Origin of the sequence: Marinomonas vulgaris, from assembly GCF_018145875.1 — a bacterium.
GTDB lineage: Bacteria > Pseudomonadota > Gammaproteobacteria > Pseudomonadales > Marinomonadaceae > Marinomonas > Marinomonas vulgaris.
In genome coordinates, this window is the sequence record NZ_JAGSSV010000025.1 from 1 (window position 1) to 19,356 (window position 19,356).

The 19,356-nt window shown below is 46.8% G+C and carries 18 protein-coding genes; 11 read left to right on the forward strand and 7 right to left on the reverse strand.

Going from position 1 to position 19,356, the window contains the following annotated elements; translation table 11 throughout:
* Positions 1 to 478 precede the first annotated feature (478 nt).
* From J9B83_RS13620 to J9B83_RS13640, 5 genes are read left to right on the forward strand one after another with little or no spacing between them, the layout of a single operon-like run.
* Positions 479 to 1,240, forward strand: coding sequence for an ETEC_3214 domain-containing protein (locus J9B83_RS13620; RefSeq protein ID WP_211537376.1), 762 nt, complete (start codon positions 479 to 481; stop codon positions 1,238 to 1,240).
* Complete coding sequence (locus tag J9B83_RS13625; RefSeq protein WP_211537377.1) at positions 1,240 to 2,184, forward strand: LPP20 family lipoprotein; 945 nt, start codon at positions 1,240 to 1,242, stop codon at positions 2,182 to 2,184. The genes J9B83_RS13620 and J9B83_RS13625 overlap by 1 nt, the downstream gene beginning before the upstream one ends.
* A gap of 18 nt (positions 2,185 to 2,202) precedes the next feature.
* Positions 2,203 to 3,243 carry a hypothetical protein gene (locus J9B83_RS13630; RefSeq protein ID WP_211537378.1) on the forward strand — a complete coding sequence of 347 codons (1,041 nt, stop codon included), beginning with the start codon at positions 2,203 to 2,205 and terminating at the stop codon, positions 3,241 to 3,243.
* 19 nt (positions 3,244 to 3,262) lie between these two features.
* Entirely contained in the window at positions 3,263 to 3,850 is a 588-nt protein-coding gene (locus J9B83_RS13635) for an LPP20 family lipoprotein (RefSeq protein WP_211537379.1), read from the forward strand.
* Between the two features lie 45 nt (positions 3,851 to 3,895).
* Positions 3,896 to 4,990 (forward strand): murein transglycosylase domain-containing protein, encoded by a 1,095-nt coding sequence (locus tag J9B83_RS13640; RefSeq protein WP_211537380.1) that lies wholly within the window; start codon positions 3,896 to 3,898, stop codon positions 4,988 to 4,990.
* Positions 4,991 to 5,062: 72 nt separating this feature from the next.
* Here the strand turns inward: J9B83_RS13640 and J9B83_RS13645 are convergent, their stop codons facing one another.
* The 6 genes from J9B83_RS13645 to J9B83_RS13670 form a co-directional block, all read right to left on the reverse strand.
* The gene (locus J9B83_RS13645; RefSeq protein WP_211537381.1) at positions 5,063 to 5,686 is read right to left on the reverse strand and encodes a ubiquinone biosynthesis accessory factor UbiJ; all 624 of its coding nucleotides are present in this window, start codon (positions 5,684 to 5,686) and stop codon (positions 5,063 to 5,065) included.
* Positions 5,687 to 5,718: 32 nt separating this feature from the next.
* Complete coding sequence (locus tag J9B83_RS13650) at positions 5,719 to 6,102, reverse strand: gamma-butyrobetaine hydroxylase-like domain-containing protein (protein ID WP_211537382.1); 384 nt, start codon at positions 6,100 to 6,102, stop codon at positions 5,719 to 5,721.
* A 16-nt stretch (positions 6,103 to 6,118) separates the two neighbouring features.
* Positions 6,119 to 7,441: an ATP-dependent protease ATPase subunit HslU gene (gene hslU / locus J9B83_RS13655; protein ID WP_211537383.1), complete on the reverse strand. Its 1,323-nt coding sequence runs from the start codon at positions 7,439 to 7,441 to the stop codon at positions 6,119 to 6,121.
* A gap of 54 nt (positions 7,442 to 7,495) precedes the next feature.
* Complete coding sequence (gene hslV / locus J9B83_RS13660; protein ID WP_211537384.1) at positions 7,496 to 8,047, reverse strand: ATP-dependent protease subunit HslV; 552 nt, start codon at positions 8,045 to 8,047, stop codon at positions 7,496 to 7,498.
* A gap of 106 nt (positions 8,048 to 8,153) precedes the next feature.
* The gene (locus J9B83_RS13665) at positions 8,154 to 8,762 is read right to left on the reverse strand and encodes an SPOR domain-containing protein (protein WP_211537385.1); all 609 of its coding nucleotides are present in this window, start codon (positions 8,760 to 8,762) and stop codon (positions 8,154 to 8,156) included.
* A gap of 70 nt (positions 8,763 to 8,832) precedes the next feature.
* Positions 8,833 to 11,064 (reverse strand): primosomal protein N', encoded by a 2,232-nt coding sequence (locus J9B83_RS13670; RefSeq protein ID WP_211537386.1) that lies wholly within the window; start codon positions 11,062 to 11,064, stop codon positions 8,833 to 8,835.
* Positions 11,065 to 11,331: 267 nt separating this feature from the next.
* Between J9B83_RS13670 and rpmE the strand changes: the two genes are divergently transcribed.
* From rpmE to J9B83_RS13685, 3 genes are all read left to right on the forward strand, one after another.
* Positions 11,332 to 11,547 (forward strand): 50S ribosomal protein L31, encoded by a 216-nt coding sequence (gene rpmE, locus J9B83_RS13675; RefSeq protein WP_211537387.1) that lies wholly within the window; start codon positions 11,332 to 11,334, stop codon positions 11,545 to 11,547.
* 8 nt (positions 11,548 to 11,555) lie between these two features.
* Positions 11,556 to 12,347, forward strand: coding sequence for a thermonuclease family protein (locus J9B83_RS13680; RefSeq protein WP_211537388.1), 792 nt, complete (start codon positions 11,556 to 11,558; stop codon positions 12,345 to 12,347).
* 196 nt (positions 12,348 to 12,543) lie between these two features.
* On the forward strand, positions 12,544 to 13,812 hold the full coding sequence (locus J9B83_RS13685) for a malic enzyme-like NAD(P)-binding protein (protein WP_211537389.1): 1,269 nt from the start codon (positions 12,544 to 12,546) through the stop codon (positions 13,810 to 13,812).
* Between the two features lie 83 nt (positions 13,813 to 13,895).
* Here the strand turns inward: J9B83_RS13685 and J9B83_RS13690 are convergent, their stop codons facing one another.
* Positions 13,896 to 16,340: a penicillin-binding protein 1A gene (locus J9B83_RS13690; protein ID WP_211537390.1), complete on the reverse strand. Its 2,445-nt coding sequence runs from the start codon at positions 16,338 to 16,340 to the stop codon at positions 13,896 to 13,898.
* Between the two features lie 156 nt (positions 16,341 to 16,496).
* Between J9B83_RS13690 and J9B83_RS13695 the strand changes: the two genes are divergently transcribed.
* Genes J9B83_RS13695 through J9B83_RS13705 form a run of 3 tightly spaced genes read left to right on the forward strand, consistent with a single transcriptional unit; the run spans position 16,497 to position 19,330 of the window.
* Positions 16,497 to 17,459, forward strand: a complete 963-nt coding sequence (locus J9B83_RS13695) for a hypothetical protein (RefSeq protein WP_211537391.1) — start codon at positions 16,497 to 16,499, stop codon at positions 17,457 to 17,459.
* Positions 17,428 to 18,138 (forward strand): hypothetical protein, encoded by a 711-nt coding sequence (locus tag J9B83_RS13700; protein ID WP_211537392.1) that lies wholly within the window; start codon positions 17,428 to 17,430, stop codon positions 18,136 to 18,138. The genes J9B83_RS13695 and J9B83_RS13700 overlap by 32 nt, the downstream gene beginning before the upstream one ends.
* Positions 18,131 to 19,330 (forward strand): type II and III secretion system protein, encoded by a 1,200-nt coding sequence (locus J9B83_RS13705; RefSeq protein ID WP_236037313.1) that lies wholly within the window; start codon positions 18,131 to 18,133, stop codon positions 19,328 to 19,330. The genes J9B83_RS13700 and J9B83_RS13705 overlap by 8 nt, the downstream gene beginning before the upstream one ends.
* Positions 19,331 to 19,356: the final 26 nt, after the last annotated feature.

Sequence of the window (19,356 nt, forward strand, 5' to 3'; positions counted from 1 at the left end):
TGTGATTCTTATGAACGAGTTTCTTGTTGTGTTATTTAGGCTGACGCGTCGAGGCACGAGACAGGCGCAAGTAAATGGCACCATAAGAGGCTCAGTAAGGGAAATTAGGTTTGGCTCGGGTTACTGTATGTATAAGTTGGAATACAGGAAGGGGTTTTCTACTGCATCCATGCAGCTCGGGTTCATCATGAAGAATGGACAGAGCCCCCGTCCTGGGGGAATCGCAAATCCTTTTGCTCTCTGTCTGAAAATAATTTAGTACAATAAAACACTAGATTCAAGAGAATATTTTTAAAATTTAATATTTTATCTACATTACCTTACAAATTATTGGGGTAACTAGGCATGATTTACGGAATGACTGTTGTATTTATCTATATCATCTAATGTTTAAAAAAGAACTTTCCTCTTGATTTATAAAGAATAGATGGTGTTTAATGCACTTTCTTTACATAAAAAATGGAATTAAATTAATTACATGGACTCTGTACATGAAGAAAAGCCACGTTTAATGAAGCGTGTGCAAAGCATAGTATTTACTGTCGCTGCTGTTATGCTGTCGATAGGTCAATGGTCTGATACTAAAGAAATGTCCATTGAAGTCTACGAAGGTTTTATTGCTAAGTTTACCGATACGATCGAATTAGAACGACTCGGCAATGTTAAAGTCGGTGGAAATATAAACTTCATTGAGCAATCTTTTGGAATTGCAACCGTTATTAAGGCATCTAGAACGGTTGAAGGCTTAGAATATCGTTACTATCCAGATTCTAAGTATGTCCTCACGGTTGCTACTCAAGATAATTTAATTAAAGGCTATCAGGTCATTAGCCTCAAAGAAACTTTTTACCCCGAGATGCCTTTTTCTGCGCAATCCCTTGGTCAATTCTTATACTCTGATTACTCACCTTACTACGATGATATTCGTACAGATAATGCCAATCTAACGTATTACCTAGAAAGTCACTCATTGGGACGTGCCGGTCTGTTCTTTAATCAATTTATTACATACGTTGAGTATGGTGCCTCCTATGGTGATGCCTCAGAAAGTAAGGCTGGTATTAATGCCCTTAATGAAAGTCTATTAGAGCAAGGGCAAGAAGGTTCTACAGAAATTATTAATACACTTCGTTCAGGTATTGTGCCTAATGTGTTTTCTGTGGGCGATATAGACGCTTCAACGGCAGCCGATATGTTGGTGACTCAATATGAATACGCTGCTTACTTCAAAGGTGAATGATGAAAATAATACCTGTATTAATCTTTTCTATTTTTTTGGCAGCTTGCCAATCTCTCGGAAGTAAAAAAGAAAGTATTCCTGAGTGGTGGACGACTCCATCAGAGGATACATCAGAGTGGTTATATGGTTTTGGTGAAGGGCGTACTTTAAATGTTGCTAATCAGCAGGCATTAGCAAATGTCGCTGGTAAATTAAAAACGACCATAAGCGGCTCCTTGTCTAGAAGAACTCAGGAAACGAATGCGTCTGCGTCGGATTATATTGACCGTCAAATGTCGTCAGAAATCCAAAAGGTTTCTTTAGGGCACTTTGAAACGGTGAGAACGGAGACATTATCGGGTCGTGTTTTAACGTCGATCCGTGTTGATAAAAAGGCCTTGATAGACGCATGGTTGCGTCAATATCAGGCGATCCAGAATGATTTAGACACGCTACTAGCTGACAAGCAAAAAAGCCGCTTTCAGTGGTGGGTTGCTGCTGATGCGTTTTCAGTACGTGCTTTAGAAGGTGATAATTTGGCGTCATTGATTTCTGGCCTTACTGAAACGGAGATGCCAAGTAACTTGGTGTATCAGCTTAACCAAGCGATCAACCTTAGAGCGCCTACAGTTATGGTAAAAGGCCCGCAGGCAGATATTAACCGAGCGATTGTTTCAGATCTTTTATCACAAGGTTTGAGAGTTGGGAATTGTTCGAAATGTGATCTGACCATTGAATACGACACAACGTTTAGCTCTTTGGTTTTGTTTGGCCAGAGTGTTGTAAAAATGAATTTTTCAGGAAGTCTAATTGATGAGCGCGGTAGTGTTTCTTCGAATCATTGGGTTTTAAGTGCATCTTCTGTATCTGGGATGGAATCGGGTAAGAAAGGATCGATATTCATGGCAGTGCAGAAAATTAAAAGTGAGGGCCTATGGAAGGCCTTCGGTATGGAAACTAAATAAATAGGTAGAGTTTAAAACATGTTGAAGAAAAAGATTTTAGTGGCTGCCGTTGCAGTTAGTACAGTTATTCTTACTGGCTGTGGTCCGGTTAAAGTGGCTGACACAACACCCACACCGGTTCCAGAAGCGGAGTTTGCTCCAACATCAGAAGAGCTAAAAGCTCAGATGAAAGGAAGTGGCAGTAAAATTGTCCTATCGGCTGTTGAATATAGCGATAGTGCTGCCAAAAGCTTTGCGCCTGGCGTGTATGATGATTTTTCTCAACGCTTGTTAAAGTCAGGGAATACTTTGGTTGATCGTACCTTAGCGGCTAAACTTGAAGATGAGCTACGAGCTGCAGAAGTATCCGGTAAGTTCCAAACATCGGGTCCTGCTGACGCTGATATTGCCATCATGACAAAAATTTCAGATCTCAGTCTAAAGCACTCTTTTACTAAAGAGTATGTTTGGGTAGATGAAGATGGTGAAAGGCATAAAAGAGACTCATATTGCCGATTCACTAGCGGGGCTAAACTATTCGTTCGCGCTTACAAAATCCCTTCTATGGATCTAGTTAATACCTATGATTACGAAGGGTCGGCAACTATGACTTCTGAAACAGGTAATTCTAATTGCCCAATTAACGATGCAACAGCATCTAGTTTGGTTAATGAGGCGTTAGAAGATGCGGTGAAGTCTGGCTCAGGTGAGACATTGAATGACCTGGCTCCTGAAGCATACGTTCTTGAGCGCAGAGATAATGAAGATGCCTCAAAAGCGCTTTTCCGTGTGACGATTGCTAAGAAATCTGGTGCGGTTGAAGGGGCAAAAGTTAAGTTTTACCGTAAAACCAGAACCATCACTCCGATTACAAACGAAGAACGTATGGGTAGAATGCTATTAGGAGAAGGTGAAATATCTGGAGAAGGCATCGATACTTCAGGTTCTTATGTTTACGTTAAAGATAAAGAGCTTATCCAAGACATTAAGATCGGTGATATTGCTAAGTTAGATCATGGTAAGTGTGATGTTGATGAAACAGAAGTGCTTGGTTCTTGTATCAAAATCCCCGGTTTGTAACTTAAGGAATAAATAGAGAATGAATATTTTTAAAACAAGTCTTCTAGTCGGTACAGTTGTGGCTCTCACTGGCTGTATGGCCGAAAAAACAACCCTTGATTACGGTGAATGTAATTACCCTGATAGCCCGAACGAAGAAGCACCGGGTTGGGTTTGTAGCCAACAAGTAGAATCCATAGAGATTCAATCGGTAGGTTACTCTAAGAAATTAGCCGCTGGACCTGGCATGATGACTGATGTTGCTGCTACAGAAGCTCGCGCGCGCTTGTCAGGAGAGTTTTCAACACAAGTAAATGCTCGCCTTTCTCGTCTTATAGAAGACAGTACAATCGACGGTGTGAATACTAACAAGGACGTTACAGAGCGTGTTCAGAATACATTATCGACCATGACCATAACGAACTCTCGTGTATATCGTACACAGGTTAGTCCAGCTGGAAACATGTATGTTCTAGTTGGTTTAACCAAAGAAGGTTACGATCAAAACATTGATGCCTTGTTGAACACGTCTTTAGATGGTGATTCTCCAGAGTTGTACAGACAGTATTTGAAGGCGGAAAGTGATGCGGCATTAGATGCCGTTCGGGCCGACTTAAACACTAAGTAATAGACTAAGGGGGCTAAATAAGCCCCTTTATTTTAGGTGAATATTATGAAAACTACGTCTAAATTTGCGGTGCTGCTGCTTTGTCTGAGTGTTTTACAAGTTAATGCGCTCAGCTATGATGAGTGGAAAGCCAGTAAGCAAGCCAGTTATAAAGAATACCAAGTACAGTACAAAGCGCGTTACGCCGCCTTTAAAAATAAAGTACTTATGAAGTGGGGCGATAAAACTACACTGTCTAGTCAACATCAATACGTGACTTACACGGACGATCTAGACCAGAGAACAGTGCTGGACTACAAAAACAATGAAATTGTTATTGAGTCTTTGAGCGCTCAGTCACCTGATGTAGAAAAAGCGCTGTTGGTTTTACAATCGACAACAGTGAATCAAGCTTTACAGAAAGACCCTATTTTAACGAATGTTAATATCGCGCAGCAGTCAGGTTCTTTACTGGGAAGTATTAGTGACTTGGAGTCTCTAGATACGCTTGTTAAAAGCGGAAAAGCAGAAACGGATACCGCAAAAGTAAAAGAAAGCGCAACGGACAAACGCATCAGTCGTGTACGGATTAATTTACCTGATAATGTCTATGTAAAAAGAGCGGAGCCTTTTTTACCAACTGCATCTGCTATGAGTCAAAAGCATGATGTGGACTCCAATCTCATTTTGGCGATTGCGCAGACAGAGTCGAGTTTTAATCCTTTGGCTCAGTCTCCCATTCCAGCATTTGGTTTGATGCAGATTGTGCCAAGCTCTGCTGGTCTAGATGTCAACCAAGCATTGAATAACAAAGATCAAAGCCCTCAAGCATCTGTTTTATTTCAACCAGAAGAAAACATTGATTTTGGCGCTGGGTATTTGCATTTGTTAAACACTCGCTATCTGAAAAACATCAAAGACGAGCGCAGCAGACTGTACTGTATTATAGCGGCATACAATACTGGTGCCGGTAATGTGGCGAGTGTTTTTCACCCTCAAGGTCGTAAAGTGATCAATCCTGCCGTGGCGGTGATTAATAAACTGACGCCTGAGGAAGTGTACCAACGTTTAGTCAAAGAGCTTCCCTATAAAGAAACTCAAATGTACTTACAAAAGGTCACGAAAGCTTTAGCTCAATATCAAGCAGCCAACCCAGTGTAATCACTGATAAACGAAGGGCTTTGATAACAAAGCCCTTAGCATTTCACCCGAATATATTCCCTTAATATCGTATTAAGACGCCTTTTTGGCGAGTATTCTTACTCTTGCTTCTGCTCTGTCGATCAGGGTGCCAAAGCGTTCTAAGTCATCAACAAAGTGATTAAACTCTATTTTACTAGGCAGTAATTGGCTGTCTGTTTGTAGATGTTGAACCAGTTGCATGCGCAAATTAGTGGTAAATTCTTTGCTCCATGACCATTGCGCTCGAAGCAGTCGCGATAAAGTCGCCGCCGGTAAGTCGCCAATATAGTCAGCAAGTAACCCTTCCCAGTCTAGGTCAAAGTTTTGCATGACTTTGTGCAGTGTCATAAGCGCTTGCGCGTTACCTTGAATACGCAAGTCACCATCAAAGAAACCATCACCATCCAGCAGCTTACGATAGGCTGAACTAGGGCCTTGAACCAAGGTGTCCAGTCGAGTGTCCAGTTCTATGTCGTCTAGACTGTCTGGGCGATCCAGCATGACGCCCTGTTCTAAAATATGGATTTGTAAGATGAAGGAGAAATCTTCTACATACAAGTAAACCTGCTGACCAGCCAATTTGCTCAGTCGCTGTTGGGAAGGGGTATCCTGTTTAAGGGCGAGATTAATCGCACTTTCAATGGCGCTGAGTGCCGATAAACTGAGTGAGTCCATAAATCTTCCCGATAAGTGATTTGCTTGTAGGTTTAAATTTGGTGAATTTGAATGACAGAAGTGTCCCGTGTCTGACCTTCTTTTTCAAGACGATCTAGGTACATCTGCCAAAGTTCGTCATGATTTATACCGATGTTATACAGGTATTCCCAAGAGTATAAACCTGTGTCGTGGCCATCATCAAAGGTGATTTTGAGAGCATAGTTGCCAGCGCCTTCAACATTGTTAATGGCTACGTTTTTTTTGCCGTATTGCAGAATGGGCATTTGTCGACCGTGACCACGCACTTCCGCCGACGGAGAGTGAACTCGAAGATATTCTGCGCTTAGCCGAAAGGCTTGTCCGTCAGTAAACGCCAGCGCCAACTCACGAGACTGTTTATGATAATGAATGTGGGTTGGCGTTGGTGTGGTCATGTTTTTATCCTAATAATTACAAAATGTACTGGCTTAAGTCTTCGTTTTCGGCGATTTCACCAAGCTGTTCATCTACATACGCTGCGGTGATATCGACGGTTTGCTCGTCTGGCATGTCGCTGGCCGAGTAAGAAACCTCTTCCAGTAAGCGTTCTAATACCGTATGCAAACGACGTGCACCGATATTTTCTGTGCGCTCGTTCACTTGAAAGGCGATTTCGGCGATGCGGTGAATACCTTCTTCCGTGAAATTTAAGTTGATGTGTTCGGTTTTTGCCAAGGCTACATATTGTTTGGTCAATGAGGCACTTGGCTCCACTAAAATGCGTTTGAAATCGTTAACTGTCAGTGCATCGAGTTCGACGCGAATCGGCAAACGACCCTGTAGCTCTGGGATCAAATCAGACGGTTTCGACAAGTGAAACGCGCCAGAGGCAATAAACAAGATATGATCGGTTTTGATCATGCCGTATTTGGTGCTGACCGTACAACCTTCGACCAAAGGCAGTAAATCGCGCTGTACGCCTTCACGGGAAACTTCGCCGCCACTGCGCTCAGAGCTTTTCGCTACCTTGTCAATTTCATCAAGGAAGACAATACCGTTTTGCTCAACAGCCTCGACGGCGCGTGCTTTTAACTCGTCTTCGTTAACCAGTTTCGCGGCTTCTTCATCCCGTACTTGGCGAAGGGCGTCTTTGACTTTCATTTTACGTTTTTTGGTTTTTTGTGATCCTAAGCTGGAAAACATGTTTTGCAACTGACTGGTCATCTCTTCCATGCCGGGGGGCGTCATGATTTCGACACCAGCAGGCGAGTCGGCCACATCAATGTCGATGTCTTTGTCATCCAATTGTCCTTCGCGTAATTTTTTACGGAAGGTCTGACGAGTGCTGTTGTCTTGCAATTCAGGATCGCCACCACGCGCCGGTGGTAACAGAACATCAAGAATGCGATCTTCTGCTGCGTCTTCGGCTTTGTCGCGCAAGCGGGCGGTTTCTTGCTCGCGGAGCATTTTTATGGCCATTTCAACGAGGTCGCGAATAATGGATTCTACGTCGCGCCCAACATAGCCTACTTCGGTGAATTTGGTTGCTTCGATTTTAATGAAAGGCGCGTTAGACAATTTGGCAAGGCGACGGGCAATTTCGGTTTTACCGACGCCGGTTGGCCCTATCATTAATATATTCTTTGGCGTGACTTCAGCACGCATATCTTCGGGCAGTTGCATGCGACGCCAGCGATTGCGCAGTGCAATAGCGACGGCACGTTTTGCTTTTTGCTGGCCAATAATATGGTTGTCTAAGGCGTTAACCGTCTCTCTTGGGGTCATGCTGCTCATGATCAATTCTCTTCTTTGTTCTGGAACGAGGTAAGTGGGTCACAGGGCGGAAAGTTACGCCGATTTATCTTCAAGCTGTGGATCAATCGTAATATCTTCGATGGTCAGGGTGTGGTTAGTGAACACACAAATATCCGCTGCGATGTTTAGACTTTTTTCCACAATCTCTTTGGCGGTCAGGTCGGTATTGTCGATCAATGCACGGGCCGCCGCTTCAGCGTAATTGCCGCCTGAACCTATGGCTAAAGCGCCATGCTGTGGTTCAACTACATCGCCTGTTCCGGTAATAATTAAGGTGCTTTCTTTGTTCGCGACGATCAGCATGGCTTCAAGTTTGCGCAAGGCTCGGTCTGAGCGCCAGTCTTTGGCAAGATCCACCGCCGCACGAACAAGCTGACCTTGGTGTTTTTCAAGCTGTCCTTCGAAACGTTCAAATAGAGTGAAGGCATCCGCTGTACCACCGGCGAAACCGGCGATCACTTCACCATGGTATAAACGGCGTACTTTGCGTGCGTTGCCTTTCATTACAGTGTTGCCTAAAGACACTTGTCCATCGCCGCCTACGACGACTTGGTTTCCTTTGCGTACAGTTAGAATCGTTGTCATGATGTTCTCCAGTTTCGTTACTAACAAAATGGGGTCATGCACGAAGATTTCAAGCGAGAAGGGCACACAGAAATGGCTTTCTATTCTGTATGCCTTTGAGGAGGGGCTACTGTTCTTTTTTTACTTTATAGGAATAAGGCGAGATAGACATAGAGACAAGCTTATCTTCCGCGCGATTCATTTTTGAGCGCGATTCATAAGGCCCCAAAATAACGCGATACCAAGGTTGCTCATTTTGACCAATGGTCTTACGTACACTGGCTTCTGCCAGGCCCGATAAAATAAGGTTAGCGCGCATTCGATCGGCATCTTCTGGACTACGAAACGACGCCGCTTGCAGCATGTAATAGAAATCTTGCTCGCCTCGTGGCGTCGATTGATAAGCGTCTACGTGACTGGTATCCACTTCACTGTCTTGCAAAATCTGATAAAACTCAAAGGTATCCTTTTTAGGAGCCGTTGTGGCTTTTTCTTCTACTTTTTTCGGTGCAGGGACCGGTTTGACTTTTTCTGTTGGAGTCACCACAGGCATTGGTTTTGGTGCTGGAGTGACTTGGTTGAGTTGCATTAAACCATAGATAAACGCCAGTAAAATGATCGGAATGAGTAACCACAGCCACCACGCGGTTTTGCGTTTTGGTGGAGAAGGGGCTCGGCGGGTCGCGCCTTTTTTCGGACGACTTCCTTTGGTGGCGATGAGAATAGGACTAAACATAATGTTGGCTTTTGAAGTTGACGTGTTAATCGTGGAGCATGATGTATAAGTGCACATTATGCGGGTAAGGTCAGTAAGTTTCCAGTGGATCCACGTCGATTGCGAAACGAATTCGATGTTGTCGCGCCGATTGCTCTAACCAATCGCTCATCAGCTGAACGGCATGGTGTAGGGGCGCTCTTTGAGCCGATTTGAGCGAGATCAAGGCACGATGTTGTCCGGCCTTGCGAACAATGATCGCTGCATAAGGGCCCACCAAATAGACGTCTTTCGAGAACAAAGGTTCAAGGTCATTTCGCATGGCAGACAACCATTGCATGGCTTCTTGTTCGTTGCCCGACTCGGCGCGCACAATCACTTGATGAAAAAAAGGCGGCAGTGACAAGGATCTACGTTCGGCTAACCCATCAATGGCAAAATGCTCGTAACCTAGATTACACAAACATTCTATGGCGGCATGGTCAGGGTGATAAGTTTGTAAGAGCACATGGCCGGCTTTTTTTGCCCGTCCCGCTCGTCCGGCTACCTGTGTAATAAGCTGAGCCGTGCGCTCCATACCACGAAAGTCGGAGGAAAATAAGCCGGCGTCGGCGTCCATGATGATCACCAGGGTAACGTTTGGGAAATGGTGCCCTTTGGCCAGCATTTGCGTACCGATAAGAATGGCTTGGTCGTGTTCGTGTATTTTTTGCGTAAGCTTCGCCATGGCCGCTTTGCGTTGCGTGCTGTCTCGATCGATCCGTAAGATGGGCACCTCTTTGAAGAGTGTACTCAGTTGAGTTTCAACTTGCTCCGTGCCTTCACCGACGGTAAAGAGCTCCTCCGAATGACATTCTGGGCAAGTGTGCAGTAAGGCTTTTTGTGTGTCGCAATGGTGACAGTGCAGCTTGTTGGCGCGCTTGTGAACCGTGAGATTCACGTCGCAATGATCGCAGGCGGCGATCCAGCCGCATTGATGGCACATAAGTGTTGGCGCGTAGCCTCGGCGATTTAAAAATACCAACACTTGTTCTTTGCGGTCTAGGCACAGCTTCATGTGTGCCAGAGCCTGTTCGCTGAAACCATGAATCAGCGTTTTTCCTCGCAGATCGACGCGTTCCATCTCAGGAATGAGAGCGTTGCCAGCGCGACTGCGTAATTTAAGCCAGGCGAATTTCTTTTGTAGCGCGTTGGCTAAGCTTTCATAAGATGGCGTAGCAGACGCCAGCAATACGGGAATATCCAACGCTTGTGCGCGCTTAATGGCAAGATCGCGAGCGTGATAACGAAAGCCCTCGTGCTGTTTGTAGGAGGTATCGTGTTCTTCGTCGATGACGATTAGTCCCAGATTTGGTGCGGGAATAAACGCCGCAGAGCGTGTGCCTATGATGATTTTAGCGTGACCGCTGGCCGCCAGTAACCAAGCATCGAGGCGCTCTCGGTCACTCATATTGGAATGCATTAAGACAATGTCGGTATTAAAACGAGTTTCAAAGCGTTTCAATGTTTGAGGTGTGAGGCCGATTTCTGGCACCATCACCAGCACTTGCTTACCGTCTTCGATCAAGCGCGCCATGACGCGTAAAAACACTTCGGTTTTACCGCTGCCAGTGACGCCGTCGAGCAAAGACACATTGAAATGGTGGCGAGCATCCAGCAGGTGTTCCGTTGCGATGGCTTGTTCAGGGTTGAGTGTCGGCAACACTTGAGTCTGGTGAGCGTGCTTTTCGCCTCCCTTATTAAATGTACGTGGCTCGCGGCGCAGTAAGCCTTTTTCTTCTAAGCTTTTTCCGGCGGCAGGCGCTAAATCCAGCACGGACACAGTCTGTTGACTTAAGCCGTTTGGGTGCTGTTGAACCGCTTTTAAGAAATCTTGTTGGCGAGGGGCGCGACTTAATTTTTCCAGTGAAAAATGTTGCCCTTCAGGTGTGGTGAGCCACCAGTTCTCGGTACGAAACTCGGCGTTTTCTCCTTTACGGAGCAACACCGGCAAAGCGTGAAAAATGACGTCACCAATTGGGTGGTGATAGTAGCGCGCCGCCCATTCACACAATTCCATTAGCTCTTGTGTGATCACAGGACGCTCGTCGTGCATGGCGGTGAGCGGTTTCACTTGCTCTGGGTCCCAGTCGGAGTGATTGGTTAACGCGACTATTACCCCCAGTCGAGTGCTTTTTCCGAACGGTACTTTGACTCGCATACCAGGCTTTAATTCGTGGCGCAGAGCAATGGCTTTTGGCACCTTATAGTCAAACAGAGTGCGCATTGGCACTGGCAAAGCGACTTTGATAAAAGAATAAGGAGTAAGCATCGCCTCTGACATACGTGGAACCAGACCCTGTTTAATTCATAAAAAATAATGATAACAAATAAGCGCCCAGTGTACGCCAGAGTGACGGCTGGGAGCGAGTTACAATTTTTTAGGCAAGCTTGATAAAAAGGTTGCCGATTGGTCGATAGACGCCTAAAATACGCCACTCTTGGATCCACTGTACAATGTCTGTACAACGAAACGTGCGGTGCTTGGCGAGGCAATTGCCCATTTATCTATCGATCAAGTGGCGGCACACCAAACTTTAAGGTAACTATTATGAAAAAAGATATCCACCCAAATTACTCTGCCCTTACTGCAACTTGTACTTGTGGTAACACGCTAAACCTAAACTCAACAGCGGGTAAAGACATGCACATCGACGTATGTAGCAACTGTCACCCTTTCTACACAGGCCAGCAAAAAATGTTGGATACTGGTGGTCGTGTTGATCGCTTTAACAAGCGTTTCGGAGCACGTCGTACTACTAAGTAATTGGTGGCATGATAGTGAACATATTAAAAAAGCGCCCAGTTTTCTCGGCGCTTTTTTTGTTTTTGTGGTTGGCGCTCGATGTCAGTTCGGTGCACGCCAGCGGCCTGTGTGAGGCAAATGGCCCTGTAGAAAAAGCGCACATTAAACGAGTGGTCGATGGCGATACTATTCATCTGACCGATGGCCGTAAGGTGCGTTTGGTAGGGATCAATACTCCAGAATTGGATCATAAACATCAAAAACACCAAGCTTATGCGGTGCAAGCAACCGAGTTTTTGCGCGCCCGTTTAGACCAGTTTGTGTACCTTCAGCGAGCAAAAGATGACCGCGATCGATACGGGCGCTACTTGTACTACTTGTTCGATAAAGATCGTATTTCATTAGCGAGTCAGTTATTATCCGAAGGACTTGGTTATCGTATTGCTGTACCGCCTAATCTGGCTTACCAAGACTGCTTTGTGGAATCGGAAGATGCCGCGCGCAGGGCTCATAAAGGGCTATGGCAGCAATCTTTGCAATGGCAGCCAAAAGCTGGTTTTGCAATCTCTCGTGTTAACATCACTTCCATTACTCAGAACCGAGGTGGCTGGTGGCTAGAAACCGATCAGGATCTAGTGATCAACTTGCCAGCAAGTGCCGTAGATTATTGGCCTGCTCAAAAGGTGTTTTACCTTGAAGGCAAAAGCGTAGAAGTGCGCGGCTGGCAACATCAAAGAAAAAGCCGACATTCGAACTATGCGACCTGGGTGCTTTCAGTTAGACATCCAAATGACTTGTCCAATACTTTTACGAAAGATTAGCGACTTTTTTAGTCATAGATTGATAGGATATTCCTATGGTTTTACGCTTTAAAGTATTAGGTAGATGGATTATTCTGACTACGCACTATTATAAAGCGCAGCTTTCGATGCTTTTGTCGGCTCGAAATATAAAGCCTAATTTGGCTATACTAAAATAAAATAATTTAAAAACACCAAATAGACGGAAAACATCACAATGGCAGAAGACATAAAGCAAGCGGCACTGGATTACCATGAACATCCAGTTCCAGGTAAATTGAGCGTGACGATTTCGAAACCGACCGCGACCGCTCGTGATCTTTCTTTGGCTTACAGTCCTGGTGTGGCAGAGCCATGTCGTGAGATTGCAAAAGACCCAGAAAATGCTTATCGCTACACAGGTAAGGGCAACTTAGTTGCCGTGATTTCTGATGGTTCGGCTATTTTGGGCTTGGGGAACCTTGGTCCTTTGGCCAGCAAGCCAGTGATGGAAGGTAAAGGTTTATTGTTCAAGCGCTTTGCCGGTATTAATTCAGTCGATGTTGAAGTGGAAGCGGAAAGTCCACAAGCCTTTATTGATACGGTTGCGCGTATTGCCAACACGTATGGCGGTATTAACCTTGAAGACATCAAAGCCCCTGAGTGCTTTGAAATCGAACGCCAACTGATTGAGCGTTGCTCGATTCCTGTTTTCCACGACGATCAGCACGGTACAGCGATTGTGACTGCGGCAGGCTTATTGAATGCCCTAGAGCTGCAAGGCAAAAAGCTGGAAGACGCAAAAATCGTCTGTTTGGGCGCGGGTGCGGCGGCAACGGCGTGCATGAAGTTGATCATTGCCTGTGGCGCGCAGCGTGAGAATATTTTCGTACTGGATCGTAAAGGTGTGATTCACTCTGGACGCGATGACTTGAACCAGTTCAAGTCAATGTTTGCGATTGATACGGACAAGCGCACGCTAGACGATGCCATGCAAGGCGCCGATGTGTTCATTGGTGTCTCTGGTCCAGATCTATTGTCTGCCGAACAGCTGGCTACTATGGCGCCGAATCCTGTGGTGTTTGCATGCTCTAACCCAGATCCAGAGATCAACCCTGAACTGGCTCGTGCAACGCGCAGTGACTTGATCATGGCAACGGGTCGTTCAGACTACCCGAATCAGGTAAACAATGTGCTTGGCTTCCCGTTCATTTTCCGTGGTGCGCTAGACGTTCGTGCGACTAAGATCAACGAAGAAATGAAAATTGCCGCGGTTCATGCCTTGAAAGACTTGGCTAAAGAGGCGGCTCCAGCGGATGTGGTAGAAGCTTACGGCGGTGCAGCATTGAGTTTTGGCAAGGAATACATTTTGCCAAAACCTATGGACTCGCGTTTGCTTAATGTGATTTCTGCAGCAGTGGCGCGTGCAGCGATTGATTCTGGCGTGGCCATGCTGCCTTACCCAGATTTTTACCCATTAGAAAATCTTGATCACTTCGGTGCTTAAGCGCTAATTTCAGCAATAAAAAAAGGCGACTCCAAGTGGGTCGCCTTTTTTGTGTCTGCGGTTTTACGCTTAGAGCAAACGCGTTAAAACAAGTTTTCTAGAATGTTGTCATCCTGCTTGTTTTCTTGTGCTTCGCTACTGATGCTGTTGATACTCGGTGGCGCGCTTACTTGGCGCTGTGCAGGCACATGGTCTTTTCTAAAAATTTCAAAAATGGCATTGGATTGTCCTGGAAGGGCACGTTCACCTGTCTTCGGATCAATTCGTACTGTGACCAAAGACGATGGTTTGTAAACAAACGACGATGGTGTGTCGGCTAAGGCGTCGCGCATGTAATCTATCCAAGGCGGCAATGACACAGAGCCACCCCATTCGCCTCGACCTAGAGAAGAAGAGTTGTCAAAGCCGCTCCACACCGAGGTGACTATGTCTCCATTGAAGCCCGAGAACCAGGCATCTCTTCCATCGTTGGTAGTACCGGTTTTTCCGGCAATGTCGTCCCGTTGCAACACGCGAGCGCGTCGTCCAGTGCCGTATTTGATCACGTCGCGCATCATGTCATAAATGATGTAAGCGACTTCTGGATCAAGCACTTGCGGGGCAATAGGCAAGCTTTGAATGCCTTTTACTGTGTCGAAAAGTCCCATTTGTGATTCATCGCCGGGGCTTTTTTCCAGCAAGGTACAGGTGACACACACAGTAACGGGGTTGGCTTCGAACAAGGTATCGCCGTTTCTGTCAGTGACTTTATCGATCAAATAGGGTTGCACCTGATAACCGCCGTTTGAAAACACCGCGTACCCTGTGGCAATTTGCAATGGCGATAAGTTCGCGCTGCCTAAAGACAGGGACAGGTTGCGCGGTAATTCGTTGGGATCAAAGCCAAAGCGGCGTAAAAACTCCAATGTGGGGCGAACGCCCAGTTCATCCAGCAAGCGTACCGACACAATATTTTGTGAACGATACAGTGCTTGGCGTAACCGTGTTGGCCCATAGAATTTGCCGCCGTCGTTGGTCGGTCGCCACGCTGAGGCCAGGTTGGTGTCGTTAAAGACCACAGGGGCATCATTGATGATACTGGCGGCTGTGTAACCACGATCGAGTGCGCTGGCGTAGATAAAGGGTTTGAAGTTCGAGCCAGGTTGACGTTTGGATTGGGTGACGCGGTTGAACTTATTCTCGTAGAAGTTGAACCCGCCAACCAAGGCTTCGATGGCACCATCTTTACTGTTGAGCGAAATCAACGCGCTTTGTACGTCAGGTTTTTGCGCCAATACCCAACCTAAGCGATCATCAGGTCGTAAGCGCACTATGTCTCCTGGTACCAATACGTCGGCAACCACGTTAGGCGAGGCACCTTGGCTGTGTTCGCTCAAATAAGGTTTGGCCCATTTGATGCCGTCCCATAACAAGGTGATGCGTTTTCCATCGGCGAGGCGCATGTCCGCGGTGGTGTCACTGGTATCAATGACCAGCGCGGTTTGCCAGTCTTTGAATCGTTCAATGTCTTGCAGTGTGCTTTCTTGCTCTTCCAGCGGTGCGTCGATTAAGTCGACACGGGTTTCGATGGAACCGCGGTAACCGTGACGCATATCGTATTGTAATACACCGTTAAAAACAGCTCGGTTGGCGGCTTGTTGCTTCTTGGCGTGTATGGTGGTGTATACGCTCATGCCGGTGCTGTACAGATCTTCGCCGAAGGTGTCATACAACTCGGAGCGAACCATTTCGGCGATGTAATCGGCTTCGATGTCAGGCATGATGCCGTGATTCTTTGCGGTGACGGGGGCTTCAACGGCGGTTTGGTAGGCGGGCTTATCTATCATGCCCAGTGACAGCATGCGCTGTAGAATCCAATTACGGCGTATCAGAGCGCGTGAAGGATTTACCACTGGGTTGAAGCGTGATGGGGCTTTAGGTAAACCGGCGATCATCGCGAGCTGGGCGAGGTTCAGGTCGTTGAGGCTTTTGCCATAATACACCTGAGCAGCGGCTTCAAAGCCATATGCCCGATTGCCCAGATAAATCTTATTCACATACAGTTCAAGAATTTCGTGCTTGCTGAGCTCTCGCTCCATTTTTAGGGCAATGAAGATCTCGGTAAATTTTCGAGTGTAGGTTTGCTCGAACGACAAAAAGTAGTTTCTGGCCACCTGCATGGTGATGGTACTGCCGCCACCTTGCTTTTGCCCTGTGGTGATCAATTGCATGACGGCACGACCCAAACCAAGCACGTCGACTCCTGGGTGGTGGTAAAAATTGGTGTCTTCTGCGGCTAAAATAGCGTTTTCTAGGCCTTGTGGAATGCCGTCGTAATTAATGGGCGTGCGGCGTTGATCGCCAAATTCACCGATCAGTTGGTTGTCGGCCGTGTAAATACGAAGAGGGATTTTTAATTCAATGGCTTTGAGTTCGGCAACGCTGGGGATGCGGTCTTTTACGTTGTAATACACGGCATAGGTGATGCCGGCGGCGCTCAGTGCGCCAATAACGCCAAGTAAGAGAAGAATTTTGAATGTCTTTGCCATAGAAATCTAATAAACACGAAAAATAAAAACGCATTATACCTAAAATGGTCACATAATAGGCGGTTAACTTTGCACCAAATCGTGTTATCTTGGTAAAAACTTGTGATCAAAAACACAGGTTTTAAAGTACTTAGCTGACTATTTCAAGGATGAAAAATGAAGCGAACGCCCAATTATTTTGTGGCAGTGTATTCGGCTCAAGGATGCGAAATTTGTTCGCCGGATAACGCCATAGCACACTTGTCTCACGAAACTGATGAGGCACCTGATGACCAGCAACTCTTAACCATACAAGCGTCGATAAATGCCGCAGCTAAATCTCGTCTGGTGATTTTGCTTCCTGATGCTTGGTTGTCGGTGACTGAACATCAAATAGACCATCAAGTTCCCCCCAAATTGCTGCCATTGGCGGCGTTAAGTTATGCCGCTGAAGCGACTTTTACCCCACCAGAATCGGTTATGTTGAATTATCAACAGTCGTCATTGCCGAGCAAGCAGACGGGGTTAACCGTGTTTGCTTGCTCGGTCGCCTGGGCTGAGCAATTGCGTAGACCCTTTCAAACCAAGGTTGATACTTGCTTGCTGGTTCCGGAAAGCCAGTGGCATGACGATACTGTGCCAGTTAGACGAAGAACGTGGCGCTACTGCCAGAAAAAGTCCCTGTTTGTTTATCAGCCGGATCAAGATAGGCGTCGACAGGGTCGGCGTCTGTGGTGGTGCCTATTGGTTTTGAGTTTGATCTTGAATACCGCGGCAGGGCTGTATTTTCTATCGTTAAAACACACAACCGAAGCAGCTCAAGTCGCTCAACAAGCCACGTTAAACAGTCAACCTGAATGGTTTCATTCGACACAAAAAGAAGGCTTTGTGGATGCCATATTAGCCTTGATGCAGGCGCTGCCTCGCTCGGTGCGGGTGTTGAGCCTTGTCGGAGAAGAAGAGCGCGCCGAACTGCGCCTCTTATTACCTGCGTCAAACCTAGAGCCCTTGTTGTCAAATTGGCGCCAACAGCAGCCCAACTGGCAATGGCAATGGGTTGAGCATGGCAGTGTGGCGATTTCTCCCACACAACCGGTGGAGGTGGTGAATGTCTCTATCACAATATTGGCAAGCGAATAAACACACATTGCTGCGCATTAATGCGTCTACTTTGGTGCTGTTGCTGGTGGTACAAGCCGCTGCTTGGTATCCCATTTTATCGGCGAGCCAAGACAGGCTGGATCGCCAAACAGCGCAAAGAGACAAGGAAATGAATCAGGAGCGAAAAAGACACACCTACGTCAAAGCGTTACAACAGCTGCAACTTAAAGAGGCGACTTGGGCAAGGTATTCCGTTAAAGCTTCAGATAATGAGAATGAATTAGAGTGGCACATTGACGGTGCGGCCTCACTGGCTCAATGGCAGCGGATACTGGAAAGCGTCGAGGAGCATTTTGCGCTGTCTTTGTTGTCGGTGTCTTGGCATCTTCAGCCCAATGGCGAATGGCAGGGGACGCTGGGTTTTCAGGTAAACCCGCCAAAACGTCAGCGCGAATACCACAACTGGCTACCCAGTCGTTTAGGGGCAGAGCGCTTTGTGCAAGCCGACTGGCAATTGCTCTCTACCATGCGTATTGCGGACGTCACGGCGGCCTTGATCGCTCATAAAGAGCAGCGCTACTGGGTGCGCGAAGGCAGTTGGTTGCCCGACATGGGGTTAGCGGTGAATCGCGTGACCACCAGTGCCGTCACCTTGATGGCCAAAGACGGCTCACAACCGACCGTCACCATAATGGAAACAGGAGGTTCCCATGATTAACGCGTGGCTAAACCGTGCTTATCGAATGATGACGCTGGCAGGCATCGTCACCACCTTGTTGGTGCGACCCGTCGTCGCGATGGATGTGTACTTTGAAGCGCGACCTTTACAAGAAGTGCTGCCTTGGTTGGCCTCGCAAATGGACAAAAGTGTGGTGATCAGCCCAGAAATCAATGAAAGCCTGACCTTATCTATTAAGGGAGCGACATGGGTTGATGTGATGGAAGCTGTGGCGCAGCAACCTAACATTCAACTCACTTGGCAAGGAGAGGTGGCGGTACTGATGCCCAAGCGCCATGTGCCCATCGTCGAGAGCGAGGTTCGTTCCAGCTGTCCACCGACCTATTGGGTGCTTAGGCATGCCGAGGCCGAGGTAGTTGGTAGGCACTTACAAACCTTGTATCCAACACTTTCCTATATCGTCGATGACCGCACGAACGCCATCGTGGCGTTTTCTTGTGCCTCCTTTGAAGGAATTGAAAGGACGCTGCAGTGGCTCGATGCGCCTCTTAGGCAGGTAGAGATCAGCGCTCACATCGCACAAGTCAGTCGCACCGCCCAGTCGCAATTTGGGGTGAATTGGCAAGCTAGCTTGTCCGAAGGCGTTCGATCGTCATTAGGCGGCGCGGTGGATTTGGGCGCTTTGACACCTTCCACAAGCTTGAGTTTTTCGAGTGCAGGTGGGTCGGGATTATTGGGCTTCACTTTGGACATGATGGAAAGCGAAGGGCTGGCGAAAGTCATGTCGACGCCGAAAATTGTCACGTCAGAAGGGCAGCCGGCGCGCATTGAGTCAGGCACAGAAATACCTTACCAGATAGTGAGTGATGACAATATTAACGTCGAATTTCGTCAAGCGGCTTTGTTGTTGGAAGTGACGCCCTTTGTCAAAGACGGCGAACACCTGTTGTTAACCCTGAATATTCACCAAGATTCTGTGGGCGACCTTATCAATGGCGTGCCGAGTTTGAATACCAACAGACTGAAAACTCAAGTGGTGGTGAAAAACCAAGAAACTCTAGTGTTGGGAGGGATTTTTCGCGAAGAACGTTTCGAAACCGAGAGCCGAGTACCATTTTTAAGCGCAATTCCCGTATTGGGTAACCTGTTTAAAAGACGCTCGGAACAGCAAGAAAAGGTTGAATTGCTTGTATTTATTACGCCAAAACTGCTACAAATGACAGTTAACTAGGCCGCAGTCTAAATCTGCTTAATTCC

Coding starts and splice junctions, on each gene's coding strand:
- J9B83_RS13620 (WP_211537376.1), top strand. CDS start 479: ATGGACTCTGTACATGAAGAAAAGCCACGTTTAATGAAGCGTGTGCAA.
- J9B83_RS13625 (WP_211537377.1), top strand. CDS start 1,240: ATGAAAATAATACCTGTATTAATCTTTTCTATTTTTTTGGCAGCTTGC.
- J9B83_RS13630 (WP_211537378.1), top strand. CDS start 2,203: ATGTTGAAGAAAAAGATTTTAGTGGCTGCCGTTGCAGTTAGTACAGTT.
- J9B83_RS13635 (WP_211537379.1), top strand. CDS start 3,263: ATGAATATTTTTAAAACAAGTCTTCTAGTCGGTACAGTTGTGGCTCTC.
- J9B83_RS13640 (WP_211537380.1), top strand. CDS start 3,896: ATGAAAACTACGTCTAAATTTGCGGTGCTGCTGCTTTGTCTGAGTGTT.
- J9B83_RS13645 (WP_211537381.1), bottom strand. CDS start 5,686: ATGGACTCACTCAGTTTATCGGCACTCAGCGCCATTGAAAGTGCGATT.
- J9B83_RS13650 (WP_211537382.1), bottom strand. CDS start 6,102: ATGACCACACCAACGCCAACCCACATTCATTATCATAAACAGTCTCGT.
- hslU (WP_211537383.1), bottom strand. CDS start 7,441: ATGAGCAGCATGACCCCAAGAGAGACGGTTAACGCCTTAGACAACCAT.
- hslV (WP_211537384.1), bottom strand. CDS start 8,047: ATGACAACGATTCTAACTGTACGCAAAGGAAACCAAGTCGTCGTAGGC.
- J9B83_RS13665 (WP_211537385.1), bottom strand. CDS start 8,762: ATGTTTAGTCCTATTCTCATCGCCACCAAAGGAAGTCGTCCGAAAAAA.
- J9B83_RS13670 (WP_211537386.1), bottom strand. CDS start 11,064: ATGTCAGAGGCGATGCTTACTCCTTATTCTTTTATCAAAGTCGCTTTG.
- rpmE (WP_211537387.1), top strand. CDS start 11,332: ATGAAAAAAGATATCCACCCAAATTACTCTGCCCTTACTGCAACTTGT.
- J9B83_RS13680 (WP_211537388.1), top strand. CDS start 11,556: ATGATAGTGAACATATTAAAAAAGCGCCCAGTTTTCTCGGCGCTTTTT.
- J9B83_RS13685 (WP_211537389.1), top strand. CDS start 12,544: ATGGCAGAAGACATAAAGCAAGCGGCACTGGATTACCATGAACATCCA.
- J9B83_RS13690 (WP_211537390.1), bottom strand. CDS start 16,340: ATGGCAAAGACATTCAAAATTCTTCTCTTACTTGGCGTTATTGGCGCA.
- J9B83_RS13695 (WP_211537391.1), top strand. CDS start 16,497: ATGAAGCGAACGCCCAATTATTTTGTGGCAGTGTATTCGGCTCAAGGA.
- J9B83_RS13700 (WP_211537392.1), top strand. CDS start 17,428: ATGTCTCTATCACAATATTGGCAAGCGAATAAACACACATTGCTGCGC.
- J9B83_RS13705 (WP_236037313.1), top strand. CDS start 18,131: ATGATTAACGCGTGGCTAAACCGTGCTTATCGAATGATGACGCTGGCA.